The 12,008-nt window shown below is 36.9% G+C and carries 11 protein-coding genes; 7 read left to right on the forward strand and 4 right to left on the reverse strand.

Annotation, left to right across the window (positions count from 1 at the left end):
- The first annotated feature begins 1 nt into the window (after position 1).
- On the forward strand, positions 2–1,534 hold the full coding sequence (locus tag ACY2RT_RS11580; RefSeq protein WP_490156072.1) for an OmpA family protein: 1,533 nt from the start codon (positions 2–4) through the stop codon (positions 1,532–1,534).
- Positions 1,535–1,560: 26 nt separating this feature from the next.
- Positions 1,561–2,253, forward strand: a complete 693-nt coding sequence (locus ACY2RT_RS11585; RefSeq protein ID WP_490156073.1) for a TapB family protein — start codon at positions 1,561–1,563, stop codon at positions 2,251–2,253.
- A gap of 70 nt (positions 2,254–2,323) precedes the next feature.
- Here the strand turns inward: ACY2RT_RS11585 and ACY2RT_RS11590 are convergent, their stop codons facing one another.
- Genes ACY2RT_RS11590 through ACY2RT_RS11605 form a run of 4 tightly spaced genes read right to left on the reverse strand, consistent with a single transcriptional unit; the run spans position 2,324 to position 4,527 of the window.
- Positions 2,324–2,896, reverse strand: coding sequence for a hypothetical protein (locus ACY2RT_RS11590; protein ID WP_490156074.1), 573 nt, complete (start codon positions 2,894–2,896; stop codon positions 2,324–2,326).
- Positions 2,897–2,902: 6 nt separating this feature from the next.
- Positions 2,903–3,625: a lipoyl(octanoyl) transferase LipB gene (gene lipB, locus ACY2RT_RS11595; RefSeq protein WP_490156075.1), complete on the reverse strand. Its 723-nt coding sequence runs from the start codon at positions 3,623–3,625 to the stop codon at positions 2,903–2,905.
- Between the two features lie 3 nt (positions 3,626–3,628).
- Positions 3,629–4,369, reverse strand: a complete 741-nt coding sequence (locus ACY2RT_RS11600; RefSeq protein WP_490156076.1) for a hypothetical protein — start codon at positions 4,367–4,369, stop codon at positions 3,629–3,631.
- Positions 4,369–4,527 (reverse strand): YqaE/Pmp3 family membrane protein, encoded by a 159-nt coding sequence (locus ACY2RT_RS11605; protein WP_490156077.1) that lies wholly within the window; start codon positions 4,525–4,527, stop codon positions 4,369–4,371. Before ACY2RT_RS11605 ends, ACY2RT_RS11600 begins: the two co-directional genes overlap by 1 nt.
- Before the next feature lie 105 nt (positions 4,528–4,632).
- Here ACY2RT_RS11605 and ACY2RT_RS11610 point away from each other — a divergent pair, with 105 nt between their 5' ends.
- The 5 genes from ACY2RT_RS11610 (at position 4,633) to ACY2RT_RS11630 (ending at position 11,925) form a co-directional block, all read left to right on the forward strand.
- A complete protein-coding gene (locus tag ACY2RT_RS11610; RefSeq protein ID WP_490156078.1) occupies positions 4,633–5,694 on the forward strand; it encodes a response regulator transcription factor in 1,062 nt (353 codons plus the stop codon).
- 106 nt (positions 5,695–5,800) lie between these two features.
- On the forward strand, positions 5,801–6,697 hold the full coding sequence (locus ACY2RT_RS11615) for a thioredoxin family protein (protein WP_490156079.1): 897 nt from the start codon (positions 5,801–5,803) through the stop codon (positions 6,695–6,697).
- A 72-nt stretch (positions 6,698–6,769) separates the two neighbouring features.
- On the forward strand, positions 6,770–8,458 hold the full coding sequence (gene lysS, locus ACY2RT_RS11620) for a lysine--tRNA ligase (protein WP_490156080.1): 1,689 nt from the start codon (positions 6,770–6,772) through the stop codon (positions 8,456–8,458).
- 177 nt (positions 8,459–8,635) lie between these two features.
- Positions 8,636–10,975 (forward strand): S8/S53 family peptidase, encoded by a 2,340-nt coding sequence (locus ACY2RT_RS11625; protein WP_490156081.1) that lies wholly within the window; start codon positions 8,636–8,638, stop codon positions 10,973–10,975.
- Between the two features lie 302 nt (positions 10,976–11,277).
- Positions 11,278–11,925, forward strand: a complete 648-nt coding sequence (locus ACY2RT_RS11630; RefSeq protein WP_490156082.1) for a hypothetical protein — start codon at positions 11,278–11,280, stop codon at positions 11,923–11,925.
- Positions 11,926–12,008: the final 83 nt, after the last annotated feature.

A 12,008-nucleotide genomic window follows, 5' to 3' on the forward strand; every position in this document is an offset into this window, starting at 1 on the left:
TATGAGAGCTTCCATCCTAATACTACTATTCTTAGCTGTTGTTTCCTGTAAAAATTCTTCCGAAGAAGGAGTTGAAAAAAATGACGCCGGAATAGTTTCAGAAAATAAATTAGAAAATGATTCCAGAGAAGGTGATGATAGCAAAGCATCTGAGAGTAGCCTTAATAATATTCTGGAAGAGCTGCAAAAATCCACGGAAGAAGTGGAAGGGGCTGTAATAAAACCGCCGCAACGCTTTAAAACTGAAAAGGTAAGAGGGTTGGAAAACTTACGAAATATGTTGGAAACCCAAGGGCCTAAATATATTGAAGAAGAAGTTGGCGGGTGGTTTAATTATAGTAGAGAAAAACGAAAGAGAGCACACAGAAGGTTGGCATCAACTTCAATTTCGAGACCTAAAACAGATTCTATTTTACTTGAATTTTTTGAAATAAGTCCGGAAGAATTGGAACTACTTAAGATCCTTCCGGTATCTGAAAGAATTATCTCCGAATCTCAGGCAAAATATACTCTTGATTATGAAATGCCTTCAGCAATAACATCACATCTCCAAAGTGCAGGGGTTTCTCAAAATTTTACAGATCTCATTAAAAGGTTTAATACCAAAAGAAAATCAAGATCGAGGGACTTTCTCAAAAAAGCGATGCCTTCCAGAGAAGCGTTTTATAAAATCAATCCGGGATGGCACAGTAATGATGATGTTATTGGGGACACCTATCTGGATTCTCATCGTAATTACATACACTTACCTCTGGGAAAACTTTCTTTTGCAGATGAGATGATATCTCATGAATTGAAAATTGAAAACGGATATAATGCTGAGGGGGCAATTGGGATACCGGACATGTCCTTAGAAAATTTCAAAGGAAGTCATCCAAATATTTGCAATTTAGGAACCAGAGGAGTACTGACCTTAGCATTTGTGGATAATGCAATCGCCAATGTAAATGGCCCTGACCTGTATGTTTTTGAATTAGGTGCTATAGAACCTACTAATCTGGAAATCTCAAAGGACGGACAGGATTGGGTCGCTATTGGTAAAATTGAAGGAGGTACTGCCATGGTAGATATAGCCCCTTTCGTAAAACCCGGAGAGACATTTAATTACATTAGACTTACCGACCTTGCAACTTTCAGTGACCTTCCCGGTGCCGATGTAGATGCGGTAGCTGCCATTGGTGGCGCTATGCGACTTAACCTGGATAGTGCAGTCCTATTTGATACTGGAAAATTTAAGCTGAAAGAAAGTGCTTCACAAGAATTAGAAAACCTGGTCGCTGCTATAAAAGAATTACCTGCAGGAAATATTATTGTAGAGGGTCACACAGATAATGTTGGTGATCCGGGAAGCAATAAAATACTTTCAGAGAACAGGGCCAGAGAAGTAAGTGATTATTTGAAAAAGAAGCTTTCAGGTCAATATACATTCCAAGTGAAAGGATATGGCGAAAGCCAGCCAATTGCAGCTAACGACACAGATGAAAATAAGCAAAAGAACCGTCGTGTTGAAATACTTGTAATTCCGTCAAAATAAATTTATAAACCCTAAAAAATACAGTAATGAAAAAAATAATTCTCAGTTTAACGATCTTCTGCCTATTCTCTGTAAACATAGTCGTTGCACAGTATAATTGCAGTAAATTTTACCCTTTTTCGGAAGGAGTCACATCACAACTATCGCTTTATGATGAAAAAGGAAAGGAAAGTGGTATGGTTGAATATCATATTAAAAATGTAAGCGCTACCGGAGGTACGGATAAGGCTACAATGGTCTATAAGCTAATAGACGACAAAGGGAATACACTATCCGGGTCTGAATACGAAGTTACATGCCGTGATGGAGTTGTATCTATGGACTTCAGGTCTTTGATGCGGCCACAAATGCTAGAACAGTATAAAGATATGAAGTATGATGTTACCGGAACCAACCTGGACCTACCCAATAATCTTTCGGTAGGCCAAAGCTTACCGGATGCTGGAATGAATATAAAAATAAGCATTGAGGGGTTGAATTTAAATATGAATACGACTATCACCAATAGAAAAGTAGCTGGAACGGAAACCCTTACCACTCCAGCCGGAACTTTTAACTGCTATATTATTACTCAGACAATGACAATGAAGACTATGGGCTCTCACATTAGCAACTCAAAACAATGGATTGCAGAAGGCGTAGGTGTTGTCAAAAATGAAGATTATAACAAGAAAGGAAAACTAATGGGAAGTAGCGTTCTCTTTAATTTTAGTAAATAATACGATGACCTATTAACAAAATTGCCCTTACGAATTATAAGGGCAATTTTTTATATATAAAGATCAGAGTCTATTTTGCAGCAACACATTTGGTATTATAATACTCTACTACTTCAGTAATATCTTTACGTCGAAATTCTTTATTCTCGATCTTAGAAACCAAAGCTTTACAGTCTGAAAAGAAATAGCTGGCTTCTTTTTTAAAATTCTTAAAGATGTTATTCGATTTTATTTCTGTTGCTATGGGGTCACCTTTTCTCAATGTATAATAACTTGTGGCTGTCGATGTGGTGGGGCCGTACATTCCAGATCCGGTAACAACCATAACTGTTCGCAAATACAGGGATACCTTTCCAGTTGCCAGTTCTTTCATTAACTCGCCATTATCATCTGAGAACTTAATATATTTAAGCGTATAGTTGTCTTTCTCTTTTTTGCCGGTAGCTACTATCTTATCTATATCCTGATAAGAAATAGTTTCTTTACCTCCTTTACCTTTAAAAGATATTTTATCTTTCTTGGAAGTATATTTTTTTACAACATAGGTTTTTCCTGATTGTGTTTCAATTGTGTATTGTTTCTTTTGGGCCATTACCAAAGTTGTAAAACACAAAAAGAAAATAAGTGTGGTTTTAATCTTCATTTAGATTTATGTTAAGGTTAGTGTATCATTTAATTTCAACTCGGCTTCAAAAAGCTGTGCAAAATGTTTTAGTAATTTTTCTTTTACTTCTTCTACGGAAACTTCGGTTTTACCCAATTCAACATTTAAAGAAGTAACAGCCTTGCCTTTAATGCCACATGGGATCATATGGTCAAAATAGCCCAGATTTGCATTCACGTTCAATGCAAAACCATGCATAGTTACCCAACGACTGGCACGTACGCCCATGGCACATATTTTTCTGGCAAAGGGAGTTCCTACATCCAACCAAACTCCTGTTTCACCTTTTGAACGCTCCGCTTTTAAACCGTATTCAGCTAAAGTAAGGATCACCATTTCTTCAAGGAAACGAAGGTATTTATGGATATCGGTAAAGTAGTTTTCAAGATCAATAATAGGATAGCCAACAACCTGTCCCGGTCCGTGGTAAGTAATATCTCCTCCTCTGTTTATTTTGTAGAAAGTAGCATCGATCTCAGCAAGTTTCTCTTCTGAGATCAAAAGATTGGAAACATCTCCGCTTTTTCCTAATGTATACACATGAGGGTGTTCCACAAACAAGAAATAATTAGGAGTTGTAAGATGGGTTTCTTCTCTCCGATTCCTGATCTTAATATCCAGGATCCTTTTAAAAAGTTCTTCCTGATAATCCCAGGTTTCTTTGTAATCCTGACTGCCCAGATCTTGTATTTCAACAGTTTTGTTCAATGTCTACTTTTCTATTTCTACCTGAAGGTCCAGTACATCCGGGTCTTTAAAATATTCTATAAAACTTCTTTCAACTTCGATTGTTTTTCCGTCTAAGGAATATCTGGCGTCTTCAATAGAAGATTTAACAATCCTGCGGGGAAAGGTATATTTCAACGTATACACCATACTACCCATAAAACCCTCGGAACCTTTCAGACTATCTACCTGCTGCAAATGTTTCTCTTTGTCTTTAATATATGCGTCTCTTTTAAATTTTCCTTTATGGAAACTGTAAGAAACTCCAATAATATCATCAGAGGATTCGTCTTTGTCGATCTTTATATCATTCCCCATTCGTGGCATAAGTTTGGATGTTTCACTAAACCCATTGAAAAGTTCATTTGCTTCATTTACCTTTTTGAAATCTGTAAAAACATTAAATAGCATTTCACCGGATTCGGTATTCATAACGGTATGGATACTAAAATTTTCTATTTTTTTGAGCTTCCTTTGTTGTTCTTTGGATAGTTGTGAAATGCTGTCCTTTTTTTCAATAAGAAATTGCTTCATTGAAATGATGGTATCAATTTTAGTGGTAATTGAATCTCCCATTCCAGCACCAAATGCCATCATTTCATTCATATCCATCTCAAGTGACATTCTTCCGCTACCATCTTCATTAAGTACTAAAGTTTCGGTAAACTGGCAGCTTGTTAAAAAGATGGCCAGTAAAATGTAAAAAAAGCCTTTTTTTAGTATCATTATTTCTCCGGATTATTAAGTATTATCAACGCTGCGATAACACCGGGAATCCACCCGCAAATAGTTAATATCAATACAATTAAGATAGAACCACAGCCTTTATCAATTACTGCCAGCGGTGGAAACAAAATAGAAAGCAATACCCTCCAAATACTCATAGATGCAAATTTACGATTAATAGTTTATTTATAGGTCTTTGCTTTTTGCTTTTGTTACAAGTATTGGTTTCCAAAATCATTGTCTTTATATTAGCATTCTGTTTTATGAAAAAATACCTCCTCTTTCTCTGCATTGCTATCGGGCTATTATCCTTTGTATGTAAAGGACAGTATTCTTTTTCCGGTTATGTTGACAAAGACAGCTGGACCGGTGAAGTGTATCTTTCTGTAGTGGAAGACTACCGGAAAATATCCGGGGTACACCCTGAACAGATCATTACCAAAACAAATCCCGATTCAACCGGCTATTTTATATTCTCCGGGAATAACCTGCCCATAGAAAACAGAATCTACCGTATTCATGTAGATACTTGCACCGAAGAAGACCAAGCAACTTCTCATTTTAACGGCCATTGCCCTAATAGCAGGGAAATAGTTTTTATCGCCAATAATAAAGATGCGATCTCACTCCCCTTTTCTTTTGACAATGAGATGTTTTGTAGTGTTATTTCAGAAAATGAGAAGGCTAACGCTTTTTTAAAAATAGATTCTTTAAAAAACGATATGCGTTTTGCCTTTGGAACCTACCGAAGTGAAGCCAACCGTAAGATCAATTCTGAAAAATGGTTTGGTATTTTTCAGCAATACGGAGAGCAATTAGAGGAACCTCTGGCAGAATTATACAGTTATGCCTTCCTTTCGGATAGAGCCAATGACCTGCACTCCTATTATCTGGAAGACCTTAAAACCAATTCGTATTATACAGACCTCCTGCAACGACTTACAGATCGATATCCTAATTCAACTTATGCAAAACAATACCAGGCAGAACTTACTTCGGATAAGTATTTGATCAATGCCGTGGATGGAGAAGCCTTTCCGTGGTGGGTATATGTACTGGGAGCTGTTGCATTGCTTTCAATTTTGGGAAATCTATATTTCTTTGGAAAACTAAAAAAAGTACAACAACAGTTACCTTCTCTTGAGAATTCACTTTCACAGCAAGAACAAAAAGTGCTGGACCTTATCTTAAAAGATAAAACCAATAAAGAGATCGCTTCAGAATTATTTTTAAGTGTAAGTACCATTAAAACACATATTAATAATCTATATAAAAAATTGAACGTCACCTCCAGAGAAGAAGTAAAAATGCTTTTTTCTAAGTAGTTACAAAAATTTCAACTAGGGTCTAGTCCTCATTTCAACCCTATATTACTCTGTTTTCCTTTTCGTTTTTTGAATCTTCGATACCCTAATTCAAAAAACAACAACCATGAAAACCATACGATTAACCACTATCATTTTACTGGCAGCTTCTTTTTATGTCTCTGCACAATCTTTTAATTATGAAATCAGCACAGAAGGAAAATCACCTGTACTTTTAGGAAAGATCAATAAGGAGGGACTTTCTCTGGAAAGTTATTCTGAATGGTTTACAAAAAACCACAACGAATATCAGCCCGACCCTACTCTTGTAGATCAATTTAAAAACCAGTTAAAAAACTACACCATCAAGGCTTTTATGGGAACCTGGTGTGGCGACAGTAAACGTGAAGTTCCCCGATTCTATAAAATTCTTGAAACAGCAGATTTTCCATTGGAACGCCTTACCCTTATAGCGGTAAGCAGTGAAAGGGACACCTATAAACAAAGCCCTGGAGGTGAAGAGGAAGGGCTAACAATCCATAGGGTTCCTACCTTTATTTTTTACAAAAACGGAAAAGAGGTCAATCGGATTGTAGAATCTCCCGTTACTACATTAGAAGCAGATATCAATGCTATTCTAAATGGAGTATACACTTCAAACTACCAGGCAGTGAATATGGTACATAACTTATTACAGAATGTTCCGCTTCACAAATTTGAAAAAAAGGGAAAGAAATTGCTTCCGAAGCTAAAAGAAAAAGCCACAAATATGTACGAACTGAATACATATGTCAATGTACTCTTCTTTGCCGAAAGAAAAGAAGAAGCCATTGCAGTAGCCCGTTTAAATATTAAACTTTTTCCGGAGGAATCCAGGGCCTATTCCGGTTTAGCCAATAAGTTATATGAAGCAGAAAAGATCGATGAAGCACTGGGTCTTTACGAAAGAGCATTGCAATTGGACCCCAAAAACGAGCAATTAAAAAGTAAAATTATAGAGATAAGAGAAAAAGATGCACAATAGGCATGTATTTTTTGATGGATTTAGGAAATAAATTTAACAAATAGGCTAATTTTGCAGCTTAAATAATTAAGCATGCAACTTTCTGAACTGGAAATCATACGTAGAGAAAAACTCAATCAATTACGAAATATAGGTATCAACCCGTATCCGGCTGCCTTATACCCTGTGGATCATTTATCTAAGGATATAAAACAGAATTTTGCTGAAGGAAAAAAAGTAATTATTGCAGGGCGTTTGATGTCCCGCCGTATTCAGGGAAAAGCTTCTTTTGCCGAATTGCAGGATTCCGAAGGTCGTATACAAGTGTATTTTAACCGCGATGAAATTTGCCCCGGAGAAGATAAGACCCAATACAACGAGGTCTATAAAAAACTATTGGACATTGGTGATTATATTGGGATCGAAGGTGAATTATTTACTACACAGGTTGGTGAAAAAACGGTAATGGTAAAAGCATTTACGTTGCTTTCAAAGTCATTAAAACCACTTCCGCTTCCCAAAACAGACAGTGAAGGGAACACTCACGATGAATTCAATGACCCCGAAATGCGTTACCGCCAGCGGTATGCAGATCTGGTCGTAAACCCTAAGGTGAAAGATACTTTCATCAAGCGTACTAAAATTGTAAATACCATTCGGGATTTTTATAACGATATGGGCTTTCTGGAAGTGGAAACCCCAATTCTGCAACCTATTCCGGGAGGTGCTGCTGCGCGCCCTTTTGTGACGCATCACAATGCGTTGAACATTCCATTGTATCTGAGAATTGCCAATGAATTGTATTTAAAAAGATTGATCGTTGGTGGTTTTGACGGAGTGTACGAGTTTTCGAAAGATTTCAGAAATGAAGGGATGGATCGTACCCACAACCCCGAATTCACTGTAATGGAAATGTATGCCGCTTACAAAGATTATAACTGGATGATGGATACCACCGAGAAGTTGCTGGAAAAAGTAGCGCTAGATTTACACGGTACCACTACAGTTCAATTTGGAGATAACATAATTGATTATAAGGCACCGTACCAACGTATTGGAATTTTAGATGCTATCAAAGAACATACAGGCTATGATCTCTATCAAAAAAGTGAGGAAGAAGTTCGCGAAGCTTGTAAAGCTTTGAATATTGAGGTGGATGAAAGTTTCGGAATCGGGAAAATGATCGATGAGCTCTTTGGCGAGAAATGTGAGCATCATTACATTCAGCCTACTTTTATTATTGATCATCCCGTAGAGATGAGCCCGCTTACCAAAAAACACCGAACTAAAGAAGGGTTAACAGAACGCTTTGAACTCATGGTCAACGGAAAAGAACTGGCAAATGCTTATACTGAGCTGAACGACCCAATTGAACAGCGCGAACGTTTTGAGGACCAATTGAAGCTATCTGAAAAAGGAGATGACGAAGCCATGTTCATTGACCATGACTTTTTACGTGCTTTGGAATATGGGATGCCCCCAACGAGTGGTATAGGTATTGGTATTGACAGATTGGCCATGTTCATGACCAATAATGAATCCATACAGGAAGTATTGTTCTTCCCACAAATGAAACCGGAGAAAAAACAGGTTGCTCTAAGTGATGAAGCCAAAGTTGTACTTGAATATCTTAAAAAGACCGAGCAGCTTCCTTTGAATGACTTGAAAGTACAGTCGGGATTGTCCAACAAGAAATGGGATAAAACCATTAAAGAGCTTACCAAGAACAAACTTGCCAAAGTTGAAAAAACAGAAGAAGGATTATTTGTGGAAGTGTTATAAAAGATGTCAATTGTTTCTTTTTTAGATTTTTGATTCTTGGTAAAACCCTATTGTAAATAAGGAAATAATAATCTATTTATTATAGGTTGGGTCTTTATTATATAGTTGTTTTTAATTTCTTAAGTTTGCAGCTAACCATTTATTGGACGAGGTTTAATAAATAAACTATAACTAACCATGATTAAAAGATTCTTTCCCTTTATTACAATTGTTATTTTTTTACTTCCTCTGGTTATTTATAGTCAAACAAGACAGTTTCAAGAGAACACCTACAAAATGATAGATGGTAAATGGCACTTGTTATCTGATACAGACATCAGACCATTTCCAATAGTTGACAAAACAATTTCTCTAAAATTTGACAGTACAATTTCTGAAAATGAAAAGACTAATTTCGAATTACAAAATAATTTAGTCTTTATTAGAAAGGCACTAACAGGATGGCATGACTATAAAATTTCAGAAAATAGTGATGTTTTTACAATTGCCCAACAGTTATTAAATTCTTCATTAGTAAATAAACTGGAAATACCTACGCTAGGGTTTTATACACTTGTCCCAGACGATACATTATATAGTAATCAATGGTCTCTAAATCAAACCAATGGTATAAACATAGATATTGAAAATGCTTGGAATATAACTACAGGAGATAATTCAGTAACAATAGCTGTTTTAGATTCCGGGACAGATTGGCTTCATCAAGACTTAGGCTTAGGAGCAGATAGTTATCAAAACATCTTTTTAAACTCTGGAGAAGATGCATGGGCAGATCCGAATGATCCTGCTACGGGAAATGGAATTGATGATGACGGTAACGGGCTTATAGACGATTGGAAAGGGTGGAATTTTGGTGACAATTATAATGACGCACGTCAAAGCCCGGGAGGAAATACTTTTTTCCATGGTACTCACGTAGCTGGTATTGTTGCTGGAAAAACAAATAACGGTGAAGGTATTGCTGGAGTTGCCGGAGGATTTAATAGTGAAGGGATTAAAGTTCTTACTTGTGCTGTTGGTATTTCAGGACCAAATGGTTCAATATTAGACGATGCCATTTTGTATGCAGCAGATATAGGAGCAAAAGTGGTACAACTTAGTTTATCTGTCGGGCCAAGTACTGCCTTGGATGATGCAATTGATATGGCATATGATGTTTTTGGGGTAGTTGTAATTAATTCTTCAGGAAATGGATCTAGTTCATCGGGAGTTTCTTACCCTGCGAGTCATGAAAAAGTATTAGCAATTGGAGCAACTACGCAAACAGATAGTAGAGCTAGTTTTTCCAATCATGGCTCAAACATTTTTATGTCTGCTCCTGGTGTAGGTATTTGGAGTACTCAACTGAATTCTCAATATGGCAGCAGTAGCGGAACATCCTTTGCTTCACCTATTGTAAGTGGTGTGGTAGGTTTAATGTTTTCGGTAAATCCAAGTTTAACTCCAGGCGGGGTAAAACAAATTTTACTTGATACTGCCCAAAAAGTTGGTGGTTATAATTACAATTGGAATGTTAGCGACCCTGGGCACTCCAGGGAACTGGGATATGGGAGAATAGATGCTTTTCAGGCTGTTCAAGCAGCTAACTTAAGTATAGGTTCATGTGCTATCACCAATATCACAACATCAAATATATCACCTTGCGACGACAATGGAACTCCCTTAGATCCGAGTGATGATACCTTTTCTGTTAATGTAATCATTACTTTTAATGATGCGCCTACAACTGGTACACTAGATCTTACTGGTGACGGTACTGCTTCTGTGCCGGTTTCAGGATTAACATCTCCTCACACATTTACAGGAGTTATTATGAGTGCAGACGGTGGCCCTATTGATGCGACAGCCGTTTTTTCAGATGAAACAACGTGTACATTTACTAATTCTAACGCAGGTACAGCTCCAGGATCATGTAGCTCCCCACCGCCAAACTGTATGGTCACCAATATCACAGCATCAAATATATCACCTTGCGACGACAATGGAACTCCCTCAGACCCTAGTGATGATAACTTTTCTGTTGATGTAATCGTTACTTTTAATGATGCGCCTACAACTGGTACACTAGATCTTACTGGTGACGGTACTGCTTCTGTATCGGTTTCAGGGTTAACATCTCCTCACACATTTACGGGAGTTATTATGAGTGCAGACGGTGGCCCTATTGATGCGACAGCTACTTTTTCAGATGAAACAACGTGTACACTTACTAATTCTAATGCAGGTACAGCTCCGGGGTCATGTATCACCCTGGGAGTAGATGATACTAATTTTTCAAATTTATTTACGTTAAGTCCAAATCCAGCTTCAAATAGAATTTTAATTTCGTTAAATCAATCTAGTTTATCAAACTCTAGAATTATTATGTATAATACACAGGGGCAAAAACTACGTGATTTTACTCTGAAAGATCTTAGCGACTTTAGCATAGATGTAGAGAACTTATCTTCAGGACTTTATTTTATAAAATTAGAAGACAATGCTTTTTCTGAAACTCAAAAGATACTTATTAAGTAAATTTTGCTTACTGAAATACAAGAAATACGATACAAAAGGATATGTAGCAGACCTCTGGTGTAAAAAAGAGCATATTGTAGCTATTTTTTCAAAATCTAATTACAATAAATTGTAAGCATCTTCCCGCTAACTATATGATTATCAATTTATTTTATCGATGAAAAATAGCTTTTCATCGATAAAAATATTAATTGCATACGATAATCGAGTATTTGAGTAACTAATCGAAAACATTTTTGTAGGAATTTTCTTTACTATAGTTTCGCCTCGTAAAATTTAAAATAGTTCGCCCCATGAATACTATGAATAAATTTAATAGATACCTACTTATACTTCTATTAGTTCCATGCCTTGCAAGTGCTCAGGTTGGAATAAACACCACGACACCCAATACAGATACCGCATTAGATGTTAACGGTAAGATGAGAATCGGAGACGTTTCCGGTGCTGCTTCACTGAACAGATCTGACGGGCTTCAATTAATGGTAGCAGATGCTAACAATAACAATATAGTAGTTGGAATTGATGCTTCTTCAGATTTTATGATAGATGACAACAAAGTAAAGCTGAATACCGGAAGGCATGTACGTTCTAAGTATATTAATTTAAAAACCAACGGAGAACAACATAATCTGGACCTGGGAATTGATGCAGACGAAGAAGGTGTTGTGATCTTTTTCTTAGACAACCTTAACGACGTTAAAATAACCGGAATTTCCGGAGGCACCGAAGGTAGAAGGATCGTCCTGGTCAATATGACCAGTAATAAAAAATTAAGGATCTATAACGAAAAGGCCAATTCTTCACCTCAGAACAGGATTCGGGTAAAAACAAGTGCCAGCAAAACCAAAGCCGGAAAAGGTTCGATAAGTCTAGTATATTCTACCGATGAGAATCTGGGAGGAGGAAGATGGATCGCCTACGAAATGGAAGCGGCACACAGCAATTAATTGACACTATACATACTGGACTGAGCATACGATCATCCACTAATGATATTCGTATCATATAAATAGAATAGGTCGGGGTTTTG

Source organism: Ulvibacter sp. 2210JD10-4 (assembly GCF_058148525.1).

Bases quoted from the DNA above. Each gene is read 5' to 3' on its own strand.
- ACY2RT_RS11580 (WP_490156072.1), top strand. From the start codon at position 2: ATGAGAGCTTCCATCCTAATACTACTATTCTTAGCTGTTGTTTCCTGT.
- ACY2RT_RS11585 (WP_490156073.1), top strand. From the start codon at position 1,561: ATGAAAAAAATAATTCTCAGTTTAACGATCTTCTGCCTATTCTCTGTA.
- ACY2RT_RS11590 (WP_490156074.1), bottom strand. From the start codon at position 2,896: ATGAAGATTAAAACCACACTTATTTTCTTTTTGTGTTTTACAACTTTG.
- ACY2RT_RS11600 (WP_490156076.1), bottom strand. From the start codon at position 4,369: ATGATACTAAAAAAAGGCTTTTTTTACATTTTACTGGCCATCTTTTTA.
- ACY2RT_RS11605 (WP_490156077.1), bottom strand. From the start codon at position 4,527: ATGAGTATTTGGAGGGTATTGCTTTCTATTTTGTTTCCACCGCTGGCA.
- ACY2RT_RS11610 (WP_490156078.1), top strand. From the start codon at position 4,633: ATGAAAAAATACCTCCTCTTTCTCTGCATTGCTATCGGGCTATTATCC.
- ACY2RT_RS11615 (WP_490156079.1), top strand. From the start codon at position 5,801: ATGAAAACCATACGATTAACCACTATCATTTTACTGGCAGCTTCTTTT.
- lysS (WP_490156080.1), top strand. From the start codon at position 6,770: ATGCAACTTTCTGAACTGGAAATCATACGTAGAGAAAAACTCAATCAA.
- ACY2RT_RS11625 (WP_490156081.1), top strand. From the start codon at position 8,636: ATGATTAAAAGATTCTTTCCCTTTATTACAATTGTTATTTTTTTACTT.
- ACY2RT_RS11630 (WP_490156082.1), top strand. From the start codon at position 11,278: ATGAATAAATTTAATAGATACCTACTTATACTTCTATTAGTTCCATGC.